This window comes from Blautia massiliensis (ex Durand et al. 2017) (assembly GCF_001487165.1).
GTDB lineage: Bacteria > Bacillota > Clostridia > Lachnospirales > Lachnospiraceae > Blautia_A > Blautia_A fusiformis.
In genome coordinates this window covers 140885-158233 of record NZ_LN913006.1, presented here as the reverse complement: position 1 = coordinate 158233, position 17349 = coordinate 140885, and the positions used below count along the sequence as shown (strand labels likewise).

Sequence of the window (17349 nt, the reverse complement as noted above, 5' to 3'; positions counted from 1 at the left end):
AGACAGCTTATATAATAGGAAGTTTTTTATATCTCTATTTGGACAAAATTTCCATTTTTCTTTCCAGAAGATTTTTTTCCAATAATTGTTTTTCTGCATTTTCGAATCCAATTCGTTCTATAGTCTCGGCAAAACGTTCTCCCTTTAATCCCTGGTCCTTAAAAAGCAGGATTGCCTTCTCAATAACATCCAGTGCCTCTTCCTCTGACGTAAAGATCCGGTTCAGGGCCTTTCCATGAGAAATTTTCTTTCCCCAGCGTCCACCGATATAGATCTTGAATCCGTAGGTACCGTCCGGGATGGAATGGAATGGACATTTTCCCACACACCTTCCGCAGTGTCTGCAAAGCTCCTCATCAATGTGCAGTTTCCCGTCAACGACTTTCGCCACTTTGTTTGGACATGCAGCTTCAATGGCACATTTTTTGCAGCCCTTGCATGCCTCGCTGTCAAAGTGCGGGATCCTCTGTCCGATGATCCCCACATCATTCAGATTTGGTTTCACACAGTTATTCGGGCATCCGCCTACTGCGATCTTAAATTTATGCGGCAGTGCAACCTGACGGTAGCCTTTATAGAATCTCCGAAAAATCTCTTCTGAAATTGCATAGGAATCCAGAAGTCCATACTGACAGGTGGTTCCCTTGCAGGATACTACCGGTCGGACCTTTGCTCCTGTTCCTCCTGTCTCCAGACCTTCCTTCGCAATAAATTCCTGAAACTCTTCGATCTTTTCGTAGGGGATTCCCTGGATCTCCACGGAAAGCCTGGTCGTGTAGGTAAGATTTCCGTTGCCGAATTTCTCTGCTGCTTCCGCCATACATCTGTGCTGTGCCGCTGTCACCTTTCCGTTTACAGTGATCACCCGTGCAGAAAATTCATCGGTTCCCCGGTTATTTAAAAACCCCTGCCCCTTCAGTCTTTTCTCTTCCTCTTTGCTTACAGTTAATGCTGACATATTTCCTCCTCCTGGTCTCACCGGCATTCCGATACTTTCCCACGGTATCGTTGCCCTGTATTTTGCAATGTTGAAATCGTTTTCACGTACTTCCTACTATACCACTTGAAGATGTATTTGAGAAATGATATTATTTTATAAAAATGATAGGTTTTACCTATATACCAATTTACAATAAAAGGAGATTCCATATGACCATCCGCCATCTCACTGTTTTTGCGGCCGTTGCGGAACAGGGCTCCATGAGTGCTGCTGCCAAACATCTTTATCTTTCCCAGCCAACAGTCAGTCAGGCCATCCGTGAGCTGGAAGCTCATTATAACGGCCTTCTCTTTGAACGTCTTGGAAAAAAGCTTTATCTCACAGAACGGGGAAAGCTTCTTCTTCCCCATGCCCGTGAAATGATCCGCCAGTTTCAGCAGCTGGAAGAGCTGATGCAGAACCAGGGACAGTCTTCCACCCTGAAGCTTGGTTCCACCCTCACTGTGGGAACCTGCCTGACCCCATCCATTATCCTGGATCTGCAGAAAAAAATCCCGGACCTTGACGTTTACTCCTTTGTCACCAACACGCAAAATATCGAACAGAAGCTTCTGCGTTCTGAGCTGGACGCTGCTGTGGTAGAAGGTGAGATTCATTCCCCGGACCTTGTCGTTCTTCCCATCATCGACGACTGTCTGGTCCTTGCCGCCGGAAAAAAGCATCCGTTTTACCGCAGAGGACGCATCCATGTCCAGGAGCTGAACAACCAGAAATTTGCAGTCCGGGAATATGGAAGCGGTACCAGACAGCTTTTTGAGGATTACACCCTTCGCCATGATCTGAAGATCCGAACTGCCTGGGAAGCCAACAGTCCGCGGGCACTGCTGAACGCAGTGCTGTATAACCAGATGCTCTCTGTTATGTCCATCCGTCTTATGCATCATGAGATCCGTCACCGTTCAGTCCGGGTCTTCTGCAACGAAGCAGGGGAATGGAACCGGAAATTCAAGCTGGTCTATCACAAGAATAAGTTTCTTACCCCTGCTATCTTTGAGCTGGAAAAGATCCTTCACACCTATCAGCAGCTGGAACTACCCTCTGTCATGGGTGTTCTGGAACAGGAATAAGCAGGGGACTTACCTGATCCAGTAAAAAAACGGCCGCACATATCGCTCTTACGATATGTACAGCCGTTTTTCGTTTTTTCTCACCCGACAGGGTCGGATCTTTTTTTGAACCGGATATTTAGTTTGATTCGTTGAACACGTTTTTATCCAGTGCACCGTTCTGGTGTGCAACGATGGTTGTGCAGACTGCATCACCGGTAATGTTAACCGCTGTTCTGGTCATATCCAGGATACGGTCAATACCCATGATCAGACCAATTGCCTCAACCGGAAGTCCTACAGAGTTAAATACCATGGTCAGAGTAACAAGACCAACACTTGGTACACCGGCAGTTCCTACGGAAGCAAGGGTTGCAGTTCCGATAACTGTCACATAATCCATCGGACTTAAGTGGATACCGAAGGCCTGTGCCGCAAATACTACGGCAACACCCTGCATGATAGAGGTACCGTCCATGTTGATGGTAGCTCCAAGAGGAATGGTGAATGAAGAAATCTTCTTGGAAACACCCACTTTTTTGGACAGGGTATCAATGGACATCGGGATCGTGGCATTGGATGTAGCTGTTGAGAATGCAAATGCCATAACCGGGAAAAATTTCTTGATGAATTTTATCGGATTCAGTCCTGTGAAGATCTTCAGCAGGATCTGGTATACGCCGAAGCACTGGATTGCCAGTGCAAGGAGAACACCGATCATATATTTTGCCAGCGGGATAAACGCGCTGAAACCGATGTTTGCAAAGGTTCTGCTGATAAGGCAGAATACACCGATCGGTGCAAGTGCCATGATCATCATGGTCATCTCCATCATGATGTCATTGAACTGGCTGAAAAAGTTCGCTACTGTCTCTGCGCGCTCCCCCATTTTCGCAAGGATCACACCCACGATCAGGGCAAATACGATAACCTGAAGCATGGTTCCGCTTGCCAGGGAATTGATCGGATTATCCGGAATGATATTCAGGATGGTATCCGTAAGAGAGGTCGCCTCCATAGTCTCCACAGAGGAAGCGGAGGACTGAATAGAGCTCATATCAAGTCCCACACCCGGATTGATCAGATTACCTACCATCAGAGCAACCGAAACAGCCAGAGCTGTAGTCGCCAGATAAAATACCAGTGTTCTCACACCTACGGTTCCAAGCTTCTTGGTATCACCGATGGACATACTTCCGCAGACAAGGGAACAGAATACCAACGGTACAACCAGCATTTTCATCAGACGGATAAATCCCTGTCCGATCACATAAAGGATTCCCTCCACGATCACATCTTTCTTGAAGCTGCTGTCAGGAACCAGGTAACAGAGAATGATTCCCAGTATCGCACCTGCGATCAGCGCCACAAAGATCTTCGTGGTAAGGCCCATTTTCTTTTTCTGCTGTGTTTTCTCTTTTATATTTTTCTCTTTCATTCTAGTCCTCCGCTCTTTCATCCATATATTCTTTCAGCGATGCTTTCCAGTCCGGCATGTCATACACTTCAATAATACGGAGGATAAAATTATCAAGGACGGCATATGGCGGTCTGACAGAAGAAAGATCTGACTGCTCTGTCGGCACGGATCTCAGTTCGATCTCCTTTCCTGCAAGGCGAAGGATCTCGGTTGCAAACTCATAACGGTTGCATACACCGCTGCAGGTTACGTGATAAGTTCCATATTCGTTGGTATCGATAAGATACAGGATCATTCTTGCCAGATCCTTGGCGCTGGTCGGTGATCCGAACTGATCCGAAGCAACGGAAAGCGCCTGGCCTTTTTCTGCTGTCTCCAGCACACGGTTTACAAAATTGTTTCCGCCTTTTCCGTATACCCAGTTGCTTCGGATAATGAAATGTTTGTGTGTAAACTCTTTTACATAGTTCTCTCCGGCTCTCTTGGAACGGCCGTAAACAGTCAGCGGATTGGTATCGTCAAACTCTGTATACGGTTTTTTGCTCTTTCCGTCGAAAACATCATCTGTGGAAAGCTGGACGATCTTTGCCCCGCATTTTCTTGCCACGATGCTTAAGTTTCTTGCTCCCAGTGCGTTGACACGGTATGCATGTTCCGGATTCTTCTCACACTCATCGGTATCTGTGATACCGGTGCAGTTGATGATCACATCCGGACGGTTAATGGAACCGAAGTTGATCACTTCATCTGTGTCTGTGATATCCAGCTCATCAAGATCTGTGTTCAGAGTCTCGATCTGCATTGGATCCAGAACATCATTCAGTGCCCGTCCGATCTGTCCGTTGGCACCTGCGATCCATACTTTTAACATCTTTCTACCTCCCTGGTGTAATATGTGTGATATATAAAATAAAGAGACATTGATTTAGATCAAAACCAATGCCCCTTTAACCTATATACTGTAATATATTTTATCAATATCACAAAAAACTGTCAAGAAAAAAGCCCCTGTTTCCATAAGGTTCCTGCTGCTGATGTTACTGCCCACCAGCAGTATTTCCTCAAGATGTTTTTGTGAACAGAATTTACAGAAATCCTGAGGATCGGGAGTTCCATAACTCCCGATTTTGTATTGTAAATTCTGTCCCATGAATTATAATCTAAACAGGAGATCATCTAAAAACACATACAAAGGAGAAACTTATGAAAAAGCTAAAAAAATTAACATCTCTGCTATTTCTGTTCTGCTGTCTTTGCTTCTGTCTGATCCTGTTTCCACAGACAGCCCGGGCAGGCTCTCTTACGCCAACCGCACAGGACAATCTCAATGTCAGGTTACGCCGTACCTCTGATCTTATTCCTGTTTCCGGCGGATACATGAGGGTCTTCCACCAGAAAAATTCTGTCGGCGTTGAATATTACGATAATGATCTGAAGATCAGAAGCAAGCGCAAGATCAACATGGAGCTTCCACTGTGGGGTGGCTTTTATGCCGGATCTGACGGATATTATCTGGTAGAAGGCCAGACAAACAACAAAGAAAACGATTCCGCTGAGGTCATCCGCGTTATCCGCTACGATACAAGCTGGAACCGGAACGGTGCAGCAGCAATTACCAGTAACCCGGAGCTTTTTGGCGGTGAGGTCCGCACGCCCTTTGACTATGGCTGTGTGGAAATGACAGAAAGCAACGGCAAACTCTATGTTGTTACCGGTCACGAAGGATATGTGGATCCCTCTGTCGGTCAGGGACATCAGGGCTTCCTTATGGTCGAGATCGACCAGGCAACCATGAAAGGAAAGATCGTTTCCTGCGATCTGTGGCATTCCTTTGCACAGTATATCAAATCACAAGGTTCTTATCTCTACGTACTGGAGCAGAGTGAGGGTTCACGATGTACAATTCTTTCCAGATACGACAGCACTACACTTGCCTGCACCACCATAGAGCTTTTGCCATACGGAGGCTCACATACTTCTGTGTGGGCACTGGCCTGCTACGCAAGCGTTGACGGCATGGCTGTTTCCTCTGACAGTGTATTATGCGTTGGCACTTCCATCGATCAGTCCAAATATGATAAGGTATCTGAAAACACGCCTCATAACCTTTATCTGTCCGTCACACCAATGTCTGACTTTTCCGAAAAAGCAACCATTACCAGGAAGCTTACCAACTTTACAGGCGGAGGAAAAAGCTTTGCGGGCGTAAAGATCACCAAAATAAATGACAACCGTTTTATGATTTCCTGGGAAGAATACGTCTCCGACGATAACAAGAAAAACTCTTCCGCTAACGATCCGCTCTCTTCCAGCACCCTTCATTATCTTTTTGTGGACGGAAAGGGAAAGAGTCTCAGCAAAGAGTTTACAACAGCTGCTCCGATTTCTGATTGTCAGCCTGTGGTAAAGGATTCCAGGGTCGTTTATTATGCTTCAAACTCCAACACCTTGAACTTTTATTCCATTAATTCCGACAACGGAAAAGCTGACAAAAAAACTTACCATATCGCAGGTGACAACGCAACCTGGAATTTCAAAAACGGTATCCTTACGATCTCCGGCTACGGACCACTTTCTATTTCCACAGAGGAAAACCACCGATACCCGGTCTCTTCAACAAAAGGCTGGTTTTCCTTCTCCAACGATTCCTCCTGGAAAGCTATCAAAAACCAGATCAGAAAGGTAATAATAAAGCCCGGGATCACAAGTATTTCCGAAAGGGCCTTTGTTTCTCTTCCTGAGCTGAAAGAAGTGGACATCCAGAAAGGGGTCACAAAGATCGGAAAAGAAGCTTTCGCCTACTGTGACAAGCTATCCAGGATCAACATACCTGATACTGTTAAAAGCATTGGAACGGATGCTGTGTGGGGCGGCTACGGGTATGTCAACTCTCATGCATATTTTTGCAAGATCCATGCTCCGTACGGCTCTTACGCAGTTACATATGCCAAGAAAAACAATATCAGCTATGCATGCAATATTTCCGATGCAGCTGTAACAGGGATCAAAAAAACATATACCTATACAGGCTCTGACATAAAGCCCGTTCCAACCGTAACTCTTGGAAAAGCAAAGCTTTCTGGCATCAATGATTATCATGTGACATACCAGAACAATAAAAAAGCAGGAACTGCTACCCTGAAGATCATCGGTGATTACCATTTCTACGGAACCATCACCTTAAATTTCCAGATCACTCCTGCAGCCACACCAAAGCCACAGACTGCAAAAACATTCCGGGATGCTTATAATGTCTACACAGTCAATACCACCGGGACTTCCGTAGCACTGAAGGGACCACGTTCACGCAATACTGTCACTGCAAAGATTCCGGCCACTGTCAAAGCTAACGGAAAAACCTACAAAGTCACAGCCATTGCAGCCAATGCCTTCAAAAACTGTAAAAACCTGAAACAGGTAACGATTTCAGGAAATATCACAAGCATAGGTGCCGGAGCCTTCCAGGGATGCACAAGTCTTCGTACTGTAAAAATCGGTTCCCGAGTTTCTGCGATCGGCACAAAAGCTTTCTGTGACTGTAAGGCCCTTACCTCTGTCACCATACAGACAGGACGTCTTACTTCCAAAAGCTCAGGTAAATATATCTTCACAAGAGCAGGTCAGAATAATTACAAAAAACTGACTGTAAAGGTTCCGGCAAGCAGACTTTCCTCTTACAAAAAGCTGTTTCAGAGCCAGGGTCTGTCCACACAGGCCAGGGTTATCAAATAGTCAGGATCGTACCTTGCATTTCCACGCCCCTTATGCTATACTCAGTTTCGCTGCAAAAGCCCGCAAAAACCAAGGTCGTACAGGGCTTACAAGGCGGTCACCGCCTATAAATGTGCCGAGTGTTCGTGACCTTCCACTCGTAAAACAAAACTAAAGGAGAATAAAAAACATGAAAAACAAAGGTACTCATTTTCTGGTACAGGGAGCTGCCATTGCAGCTGTATATGTTGTCCTGACACTGGTATTCGCGCCACTTAGCTTCGGTGAAGTTCAGATCCGGTTTTCCGAGGCGCTGACCGTGCTTCCGTTCTTCACACCGGCTGCCATCCCGGGACTGTTCGTGGGATGTATCATCGCCAATCTTCTTGGCGGTGCGATTCCGGTTGACATCATTTTCGGAAGCATTGCCACACTTATCGGTGCATTCTTTACCTACAAGCTTCGCAATACAGGCAAATGGACAGCCCCAATCCCGCCGATCGTTTCCAACATTGTGATCGTTCCTCTTGTGCTTCGTTACGGATATGGCATTAACCTTCCTATCCCGTTTATGATGCTCACAGTAGGAGCCGGCGAATTTATCTCAGCCGGTGTGATCGGTATGATCCTTCTTGGAGCACTTTCCAAATACAAAAATGTACTTTTTCATAAAAAAGCAGCAGTCTGACTAAATCTGCTGCCCACAAAAAGGAGCCATGAGAAAACAGCAGCATTTCTCATGGCTCTCTTTTATTTTTTCTCTGCGGATTCCTGCAGACTGCGCAGGATCCTCTTTTCCATTCTGGATACCTGTACCTGGGATACGCCAAGCTCATGGGCGATCTCCATCTGGGTCATGTTCTGAAAATACCGCATATAGATCAGCCTCCGCTCCTTTGCCTCCAGAGTTCCCAGTATCTCTTCCAGAAAAATCCTGTCCAGTACTTTTTCCTGCCGGTTTTCTTTTTCCGGAAGCTTGTCCATCAGAGAAATCTCCGTTCCCTCACCCTGATAGATCGTTTTGTGAAGAGATTCCACCTCTGCACCGGATTCCATGGTCATTACCAGTTCTTCTATGGAAATTCCCATTTCCTCTGCCATTTCTCCCGTCGTAGGTTCCCGCTCCAGCCGGCGTGTCAGTGCTTCTCTCACCTGATAGATCCTGTAGTGGTTTTCCTTCAGAGAACGGCTTACCTTCAGTATCCCGTCGTCCCTGAGATAACGTTTGATCTCTCCGATGATCATGGGAACGGCATAGGTGGAAAATTTCACATCATAGGACATGTCAAACTTATCCACAGCTTTCAGAAGTCCGATGCTGCCGATCTGGAACAGATCCTCCATCTCCACCCCTCGTCCCAGAAAACGCTTTGCCACACTGTATATCAGTCCTGTATTTTCCTCAAACAAAAGATCTCTTGCCGCTTTATCCCCCTGGTGTGCACGCCCGATGAGGACAAGAGTACGATCCATAGTTACCTCCTGATGATCTTTTTCATGTGCACTGTAGTTCCACGGCCAACCTCCGATTCCACCTGAAGCTCATCCATAAACGCCTCCATGAATGTAAACCCCATACCGGAGCGGTCTTTATCAGCCTTTGTGGTAAACAGAGGCTCCATGGCTTTTTTGATATCCGGGATCCCGGCTCCGTGATCTGTCACATCTACCTGAAGCTCCTGCCCCCGGAGACGACATTCTACCCGAATCTTATGTATCTCCCCTTCATACCCGTGTATGATGCAGTTGGTCACTGCCTCCGATACTGCGGTCTTCAGATCCGAAATTTCCTCCAGCGTAGGATTCAGCTGTGTGCAGAATGAAGCCACAGCAACTCTTGCCAGTGCTTCATTTACCGGTCTGCTGTCAAAAATGATCGTCATTTCATTTGTGTTTTCCATCATAAACACCCTCCTGTTCACCTGCCGATTTTTTAATTCCACAGATTTCAATATATTTTCCCACTCCGGATAGCCGCAGAAGCTTTGCAATATGACTGTTCACATTGACAACCTGCACACATTTCCCCCTCATGCCAAGTGCCCGGTACCTACCCATCAGCAGACCGATCCCGGAACTGTCCATAAAAACGGTCTCTGAGAAATCAAAAATCATATTTTTTATATAGTTATGTCCAATAATTCGGTCTGAATCTCTCCGAATCTCATCAGAAGCCGGATGATCCAGTTCCGCCGGAAGATGTACAGTCAGCACGGTTCCGGATTTTTCAAAACCTGATGTCATTCTATCATTCCCCCATTTTTGATTTTTTATTCCATTTCTCATGACCAAAGGGTAAAAAAAGAGGAATGCGCCAACGCACATTCCCCTTATCCGAGGTTTCTCCTCTGTATGAGTTATGATATTTTTTATTCTGTATAACCTCCATCGTAAGAGGAATCCTCATATCCTCCGTCACTGTAGCTGCTGTCTTCTCCGGAATCTCCGTCAGAGCTCTGTGCATCTTCTCCATCCGAAGCTGCGGCATCCGCTCCAGCTTCAGCTGTTCCATCTGTGCTGCTGTCAACACTGGACGTTCCGTCAGAAGCTCCGCTCTCAATCCCGCTTACACCGGTCTTTCCGCTGATAGTACTGTAAATTCCCTTTGCAGAATCTGACAGTGTATCCACATATACCTTCTGGAGTTCCAGCGCCGCTGTATCCAGATCCTCCTGCTGCATGGCAGTATATGCATTAAACAAAGCCTCATAGCTCTGACTGCGTTTCTGCTCTTCCTCTGCCTGCTTGGCAACTGCATCTGCCGTATCACTGGACTGGGCAGCTTCTCCCTGAGCTTTGGTAAGCTCCACGCTCTGGCTGGAAAGAGAATCACTGTACTGTATGATCTGCTGATTGGCCTGCCTGTAAATATCCTGTTTCACAGCCGGCAGTACAAGGAGCCAGAATGCTGCCGCCCCTGCCGCAAATCCAAGTACCGTGGTAAAGAAAAGTGATATCTTTGATCTTTCTTTATAAGACGACGGCCTTACAACGATTTCTCCTGAAATATTATCATTCTCATTTTTTTCATTTCCAAACAAGCCCTTACGCCCTTTTTCCATCTTTGTGGTAACACCCGTCTGCTCGTCAACTTCACGCAGGAAACGAAGTGTGGTGGTATTGGTCTTGTCGATCCTGGCTGCTTTTTTCAGGGTTCTTCTCGCCTTATTCCACTCCTGATTCTTCATCTGGATCAGAGCAAGAAGATGATACCCCTTGATCAGCTTGGGATTCTGGGACAGGATCTTTTTCAGGCGGATGGCCGCCATATCCTCATGGCCTTCCCTGCACATGGCGAGGGCATTGTTATATTTCTTGATGCTTTCGTTGATTGTTTCCAGTTTGTTCTGGTTTGCCTGAAGCCTGGCAATATATTCTGAAGCCAGATTTCGGTTCTTCTGGATATTCTTGCTGATGACCCACTCACTCAGTGCGGCAACCACCTCACCGGTCTCAAAATATACAAGACCAAGAAGATTTCTTGCACGGATATTCCGTTTGTCATAAGCAAGACTTTGCTTCAGACAGCTGATCGCCCCGGACAGATCCCGGATGCTGGCTTTTTCCAGCCCCTGATTATAATAAAGCTTGGAAAGATAATCCACCTTCTTCTGGATCAGTACATTGGCTCCACAGTGCGGACAATAATCCAGATCTGTATCCGTCAGGAACGCTCCACAGTTTATGCAGTTCATCCACTTCTCCTTATCTTACACGTCTGTTGCTCTTGACCTCACGCAGCATCTCCTGGAGTACATCCATGATATCTGTGATCTCCCGGTCATAAATGACACCTTCTACATCTGCCACATCCAGACATGGTTCAAATTTCTTCAGTTCCTCTTCGTAATCGATCATAATTTTTTCCTCCTGATCACAGCCTTGATCTCACCGACCAGATAAAGGGATCCTACACAGAACAGCATTCCATCCTCACCTTTTTCCTTTACTGCCCGTTCAAAAGCTGCTGGAACATCCTCTATTGCTTCCACTTCCGGGACTCCGTCTTCACGGAAGATCTCCGCAAGCTCTTCTACCGGAACTTTGCGGTATCCGCCTACCTGTGTGACGATCACATGTCGAAAACGGATCCTGCTACAGATCGTGCGGATCATATCTGTATAGTCCTTGTCATCCACTGCGGAAAACAGCAGAGTCAGAGGAAATTCCTTCTGGAAATGTTCTGCTGTCTCTACAAACTTCTCAACACCGTCTTCGTTATGTGCGCCATCCACGATCACACCCGGAAGAACCGTTTCCATCCTTCCCTGCCAGCGTGTTTTTGCCATACCAGCCTTCAGAGCCTCCAGAGATACCGGAATCTGATCTTCCAGTACCTGAATGGTTTTCACCGCAAGAGCTGCATTCATAACCTGATAACGGGCGATAAACGGTATATCAAATACGGTATCGCCATATGTCTCGTCCTTAAGAGAAAACCGGATTCCATCCTTTGTGATCTTATGGATCTCTGTGTCTTCCCGTTTCAGCTCATAATATGGACATCCCAGCTTCTCTGCATGCTCACGCATCACTCCGGCCGCATCCGGATCATTTCCATCGTAGATCACCGGAACCCCCGGCACCATGATCCCTGCCTTCTCTCCTGCGATCTCGGAAACTGTATTTCCAAGATACTGCATATGATCGAGGCTGATGGATGTGATCACACAGGCTGCCGGATTCTCCACAGCAGTGGTTGCATCCAGACGTCCGCCAAGACCGGTCTCCAGTGTTACATAGTCCACGCCGGCTTCTGCAAAGATCACCATTCCCATCAGAAGGAGTGTCTCAAAATAGGTGGGATGATAGCTTCCCTCCGCAACCAGCTCATCGGAAAGCTTTTTAACTTTTTCAAAAGCACGAAGGAAAGTATCGTCATCGATCACTTCCTCGTTGATCTGAAAACGCTCGTTGATCTCCACCAGATGAGGAGATGTAAAAAGTCCGCAGGAATATCCTGCTTCCCGAAGGACCGATGTGATAAAAGCACAGGTACTTCCCTTTCCGTTGGTTCCTGCCACATGGATCACACGGAATTTCCTCTGCGGATTTCCAAGTCTTCTTAAGCATTCTCTGGTATGGTCCAGGCTGTTCTTAGTAGTAAATCTCGGTATATCTTCAATATACGCAACTGCTTCTTCGTAATTCATAAAAAAAACCATCACTTATCTATAATGTATTCGTAAAGAACTTTTGGGGAGAAAAGCTTCTCCCCTCCTGTTCGTTACGATACCATTATATAATAGTGGTGGAAGATGTCCAGTCCTAATCGTAATATTTTATCCGACATTTTTTGTATCGGAGTATCTTTTCTATGCCATTTACTGGTTGTCTGTACTGTTTTCTTCACCGGAATCTTCTGTGGATTCCGTTTCTGACGCTGTATCCGTTTCCTCCATTGACCCTGTATCAGAACTGCTCTTTTCACTATCAAGTTTCCACTTGCTGTCAGCGAGCAGCGCATAGACCGCCCGGTCATGGCTCTTTGTCATGGCCTTTCTTGTGGAACTGTTGCTTCGCTGCACTACCGAGAGCCGGTCAAAATCATCCAGTTCCTTTCCGGTAATGATCAGCTTGGTAGGATTCACGTAAACCGTATCATACCATTCTCCGTTGATCTTCACCTGGCTGGACGGCGTAAAGTTTGTTCCCTGGATATAATAGGTGTGATCCGTCTCAGACACAACCTGAATGGAATCCAGCGTGGTATCATAGATTCCCATACGCATCTTTGTCCGCTCAAAAGGATTCTCTCCGTCATATGTATACTGCTTTCCGTAGAGAAGATCGTACTGCAGGGTCTCCAGATCCACCTGATAATTTTTGGTGTTTCTTCTTGCCTGATGATACTTGAAAACATTTCCCTCATGGATACCTACACGGTCCATAACCTCTGCTGCCATCTGGTATGCCGCAAGATTTTCTTTCTTTTTCTTGAGTCCGAAATTATCCCACATCACATACTCTGTCTGGAACAGATATTTATTCTCCACATCCTCCACGGTCAGTCCCATGGTCGGCAGATGATCACCATACATGACCAGTACCACATCCTCCGGATAATCTGCCAGCCTGTCAGTCAGCTCTTTGACAAAATTATCCATCTCATGGATCTGATTTACATAATACTCCCACTTATTATTCAGCTCGTCAGTAGGTGCCCCGGAAACTGTGATCTCCGGATTTTCCAGTACCGGTTCTGAAGGATAATCTCCATGTCCCTGTACGGAAATAGTATATACATAATCAGGCCCTTCTGTGGAATCCAGACACTTGACGATCTCATCGGTGAGGACACTGTCCTTGGTCCAGCCCAACGAGTTCTTCTGGTTTTCATCCTTCATATACTCTGCCGAAGTGAAGGAATCAAATCCCAGATTCGGAAAAATACTTCTTCTTCCGTAGAAATTCGCCTCATTATTATGTACTGCATGAGCAGTATAGCCCAGATTCTTCAGAACATACGGTGCGCTCTCACAGGTAGTTTCCTTAAGGATACTCTTGTAAGGATACTCTCCCGGTCCAAAATAATGAAGGCTCATTCCGGTAATGGATTCAAACTCAGTATTTGCGGTTCCGGCTCCTACGGAAGGTACCTTATAATATCCGGAGGAATACTCCTTCATCAGCTTTCTGAAATTCGGGATAGGATCTTCTGACAGCTCCAGATAATTTACCAGCGTAGGATCAAAAAAGGACTCCAGCTGTAAAAACAGAATATTCGGATGACTGCCTTCTTTCGTTTCCGGAAGATTTTCTTCCGACTTCTCGATCCTTTTGATCTCGCTTTTGGAATAGTCTCTCGGGGCACTGATTCCGGTATTAAAGATCGTCGTTGCCAGACAGTAAGGATATCCGTAATCCTCATAAGCTATGGCAATGTTTCCAAAATAATTGGAAAGAACTCTTTTTTCCAGAGCAAGCTGTGTGATTCCTCCAAATGCAAGAACCCCAACCAGGACCAGCGGAATATTCACCTTATATTTCAGCTTGCCTCTGTACTTCGGCGACCTTATCAGGATGATCAGAAGGATCAGAACCGCAATTCCCAGAAGAGCTGCACCTATGATCATCTGGGTATGGGTCAGATATTTTTTTGCAATACTGAGACCATCTGTCAGATTCTTCACATCCGGTCCTGTAAACGGTGTGACACGGTTGAGAAGAAGCACACCGTTTACGATTCCCAGAAACAGCCATAAGCTGCCCACAAAGATACGCCAGAAAATTCTCTTTCGGAAGAGATAAACAATCAGCATCGTCGTAAAGATAAACGCTGCATTATAAGCAAATACAAGCGGCTTTGTGGTCATGTAGGTCCACGCCTCTGTGAACGAGTGCCTGCATATGGCCTCGATCACAAAGTACAGGACTGCACAGCCCAGAGCCTGAAGTATCAGCGAAATCTTATTGAAAAAGTTACACCACTTCATTAAAACACTCCTTCGTTATTTCACCATCTGTGTTAACTGCAGGTTCACTTTCTCTTTCATCTCTTTGTATTTCTCAAGTTTCTCCTTCTCTGCCTCTACCTTGGCTGCAGGTGCCTTGTTCACAAAATTCGGATTGTTCAGCATTCCCTCGCAGCGTGCGATCTCTTTTGTAAGACGCTCCTGCTCTTTTGTGAGACGTTCGATCTCTTTTTCACGGTCGATCAGATCCTCCAGCGGCAGATAAACCACACCGTCTGCCACAACGATGGATACCGCATCCTCACCGATTCCGTTCTTATCCTGCTGTACGTGGATCTCTTTTGCAAACGCAAGGTTTGTAAAGGATTTCTTGCAGGACTCAAAACGTGCACAGCACTCTGCATCCTTGCCTACGATGTAGATATTGGTCTTTCTGTTCTGCGGTACGTTCATCTCGTTTCTGGTGTTACGGATTCCACGTACAACCTCCTGGAAGCTTGAAATTGCTTTCTCAGCATCTGCAAAATCCATCTCGTCTCTGTATACCGGCCAGTCGGAGATCATGATGGACTCTTCATCCGGAAGCAGTGTGCAGTAGATCTCTTCTGTTATAAACGGCATGAACGGATGAAGAAGCTTCAGTCCCTGTGTCAGCGCAGTGCGGAGTGTCCACAGTGCATCGTTTGCTGCTGCCGGGTTTTCCTCTGCCTTCCACAGTCTTACCTTTGCCATCTCGATATACCAGTCACAGAGCTCATCCCACAGGAAATCATAGACCTTCTGTACGGCAATTCCAAGCTCATATTTATCCATATTCTCAGTAACATCACGGATCACTGTGTTCAGTCTGGAAAGGATCCATTTATCCTCGTTGCACAGTGCGTTCAGGTCTTCCGGCGCTGTTACTGTCTTGCCCTCCAGGTTCATCATAATGAAACGGGAAGCATTCCAGATCTTATTTGCAAAGTTACGGCTGGATTCTACACGCTCCCAGTAGAAACGCATATCATTTCCAGGTGCATTACCTGTCATCAGTGTCAGACGAAGGGCATCTGCGCCGTATTTGTCGATAACCTCCAGCGGATCGATACCGTTTCCAAGAGACTTACTCATCTTACGTCCCTGTGAGTCACGTACCAGACCGTGGATCAGTACATGGTGGAACGGTGTCTCACCGGTCTGCTCCAGTGCGGAGAATACCATACGGATAACCCAGAAGAAGATGATATCATATCCGGTTACCAGAACATCTGTAGGATAGAAATACTCAAGCTCCGGTGTCTTATCCGGCCATCCAAGTGTGGAGAACGGCCACAGTGCGGAACTGAACCAGGTATCCAGAGTGTCCTCATCCTGATGCATATGTGTGCATCCGCATTTCGGGCATTTCTCCGGCATCTCTCTTCCAACCACCATCTCACCGCACTCATCGCAGTAATAAGCCGGGATCCTGTGTCCCCACCAAAGCTGACGGGAAATACACCAGTCACGGATATTCTCCAGCCAGTGCAGGTAAGTCTTGTCAAAACGTGCCGGAACAAACTGAAGGTTTCCGTCGTCCAGAGTTTTGATAGCAGCTTTTGCCATTTCGTCCATTTTTACAAACCACTGTGGTTTGATCATCGGCTCTACCGTTGTACCGCAGCGATCATGGGTACCAACGCTGTGACTGTGCGGAACAACTTTTACAAGGAGTCCCTGCTCTTTCAGGTCTTCTACCATGGCCTTACGTGCCTCGTAACGGTCCATACCTGCATATTTTCCGCCAAGGCTGTTGATAGTCGCATCATCGTTAAGGATATTGATCTCCTCAAGATTATGGCGACGTCCAACCTCGAAGTCATTGGGGTCATGTGCCGGTGTAATCTTAACGCAGCCTGTTCCGAATTCCTTGTCAACATACTCATCGGCAATAACCGGGATCTCTCTGTCTGTAAGAGGAAGTTTCAGCATCTTGCCTACAAGATCTTTATATCTCTCATCCTCCGGATTTACAGCAACTGCTGTATCACCGAGAAGTGTCTCCGGACGAGTGGTTGCGATCTCAACGAAACGTCCTTCCTCACCTACGATCGGATAATTGATGTGCCAGAAATATCCATCCTGGTCCTCATGTACAACCTCTGCATCGGAAATAGAAGTCTGGCATACCGGACACCAGTTGATGATCCTGGAACCTTTGTAAATATATCCTTTTTCATAGAGACGGATAAATACCTCCTGAACAGCCTTGGAGCAGCCTTCATCCATGGTAAAGCGCTCGCGCTCCCAGTCTGCAGATGCACCCAGTTTTTTCAGCTGGTTGATGATCTTTCCGCCGTACTCTTCTTTCCATGCCCAGGCATGTTTCATAAATTCCTCGCGGCCGATCTCGTTCTTGTCGATACCTTCTTTACGAAGTTTCTCTGTTACCTTAACCTCTGTAGCGATGGCTGCATGGTCTGTTCCCGGCTGCCAGAGAGCCTCATAACCCTGCATTCTCTTGAAACGGATCAGGATATCCTGCATGGTCTCATCCAGTGCATGGCCCATATGCAGCTGTCCGGTTACATTGGGCGGCGGCATTACGATTGTGAAAGGTTTTTTGTCCGGATTTACTTTTGCATGGAAGTATCCGTTGTCCATCCATTTTTTGTACAGACGATCCTCAATACCCTTGGGATCATAAGTCTTTGCAAGTTCTTTGCTCATGTTTTCCTCCTGAATCTTTCTGATTATAGGAACCTTAAAATGCTCCTGTTTTCTGCAAGAAAAAAC

Annotated in this window: 14 protein-coding genes; 3 read left to right on the top strand and 11 right to left on the bottom strand. The window is 46.4% G+C overall.

Going from position 1 to position 17349, the window contains the following annotated elements:
- Positions 1-34: 34 nt before the first annotated feature.
- On the bottom strand, positions 35-958 hold the full coding sequence (locus BN3261_RS01700) for a 4Fe-4S binding protein (RefSeq protein WP_021977051.1): 924 nt from the start codon (positions 956-958) through the stop codon (positions 35-37).
- Positions 959-1149: 191 nt separating this feature from the next.
- Between BN3261_RS01700 and BN3261_RS01695 the strand changes: the two genes are divergently transcribed.
- The gene (locus BN3261_RS01695; protein ID WP_059085331.1) at positions 1150-2067 is read left to right on the top strand and encodes a LysR family transcriptional regulator; all 918 of its coding nucleotides are present in this window, start codon (positions 1150-1152) and stop codon (positions 2065-2067) included.
- Positions 2068-2185: 118 nt separating this feature from the next.
- On the opposite strand, the gene BN3261_RS01690 is transcribed toward BN3261_RS01695, so the two are convergent.
- Together BN3261_RS01690 and rfbD are read right to left on the bottom strand one after the other, a co-directional pair.
- Complete coding sequence (locus BN3261_RS01690) at positions 2186-3484, bottom strand: dicarboxylate/amino acid:cation symporter (protein ID WP_059085330.1); 1299 nt, start codon at positions 3482-3484, stop codon at positions 2186-2188.
- A 1-nt stretch (position 3485) separates the two neighbouring features.
- Positions 3486-4337 carry a dTDP-4-dehydrorhamnose reductase gene (gene rfbD, locus BN3261_RS01685; RefSeq protein WP_015526899.1) on the bottom strand — a complete coding sequence of 284 codons (852 nt, stop codon included), beginning with the start codon at positions 4335-4337 and terminating at the stop codon, positions 3486-3488.
- Between the two features lie 332 nt (positions 4338-4669).
- On the opposite strand from rfbD, the gene BN3261_RS01680 reads away from it, so the two are divergent.
- Both BN3261_RS01680 and BN3261_RS01675 read left to right on the top strand, forming a co-directional pair.
- A complete protein-coding gene (locus BN3261_RS01680) occupies positions 4670-7198 on the top strand; it encodes a leucine-rich repeat domain-containing protein (RefSeq protein ID WP_059085329.1) in 2529 nt (842 codons plus the stop codon).
- A gap of 169 nt (positions 7199-7367) precedes the next feature.
- The gene (locus BN3261_RS01675) at positions 7368-7865 is read left to right on the top strand and encodes a QueT transporter family protein (protein ID WP_015526895.1); all 498 of its coding nucleotides are present in this window, start codon (positions 7368-7370) and stop codon (positions 7863-7865) included.
- Between the two features lie 62 nt (positions 7866-7927).
- Here BN3261_RS01675 and BN3261_RS01670 read toward each other — a convergent pair whose 3' ends face one another.
- The 8 genes from BN3261_RS01670 to BN3261_RS01635 all read right to left on the bottom strand — a co-directional run bounded on the left by BN3261_RS01670 (position 7928) and on the right by BN3261_RS01635 (position 17283).
- Entirely contained in the window at positions 7928-8650 is a 723-nt protein-coding gene (locus tag BN3261_RS01670; protein WP_021650746.1) for a SigF/SigG family RNA polymerase sporulation sigma factor, read from the bottom strand.
- A 2-nt stretch (positions 8651-8652) separates the two neighbouring features.
- Positions 8653-9078, bottom strand: a complete 426-nt coding sequence (gene spoIIAB, locus BN3261_RS01665; RefSeq protein WP_015526893.1) for an anti-sigma F factor — start codon at positions 9076-9078, stop codon at positions 8653-8655.
- Positions 9062-9421 carry an anti-sigma factor antagonist gene (locus tag BN3261_RS01660; protein WP_044961012.1) on the bottom strand — a complete coding sequence of 120 codons (360 nt, stop codon included), beginning with the start codon at positions 9419-9421 and terminating at the stop codon, positions 9062-9064. The genes spoIIAB and BN3261_RS01660 overlap by 17 nt, the downstream gene beginning before the upstream one ends.
- Before the next feature lie 125 nt (positions 9422-9546).
- On the bottom strand, positions 9547-10872 hold the full coding sequence (locus tag BN3261_RS01655) for a hypothetical protein (protein WP_059085328.1): 1326 nt from the start codon (positions 10870-10872) through the stop codon (positions 9547-9549).
- A 10-nt stretch (positions 10873-10882) separates the two neighbouring features.
- Positions 10883-11035 (bottom strand): hypothetical protein, encoded by a 153-nt coding sequence (locus BN3261_RS17610; protein ID WP_015526890.1) that lies wholly within the window; start codon positions 11033-11035, stop codon positions 10883-10885.
- The gene (locus BN3261_RS01645) at positions 11032-12330 is read right to left on the bottom strand and encodes a bifunctional folylpolyglutamate synthase/dihydrofolate synthase (protein ID WP_059085327.1); all 1299 of its coding nucleotides are present in this window, start codon (positions 12328-12330) and stop codon (positions 11032-11034) included. Before BN3261_RS01645 ends, BN3261_RS17610 begins: the two co-directional genes overlap by 4 nt.
- A 171-nt stretch (positions 12331-12501) precedes the next feature.
- The gene (locus tag BN3261_RS01640) at positions 12502-14613 is read right to left on the bottom strand and encodes an LTA synthase family protein (RefSeq protein ID WP_059085326.1); all 2112 of its coding nucleotides are present in this window, start codon (positions 14611-14613) and stop codon (positions 12502-12504) included.
- A 15-nt stretch (positions 14614-14628) separates the two neighbouring features.
- Entirely contained in the window at positions 14629-17283 is a 2655-nt protein-coding gene (locus tag BN3261_RS01635; protein WP_059085325.1) for a valine--tRNA ligase, read from the bottom strand.
- Positions 17284-17349 lie beyond the last annotated feature (66 nt).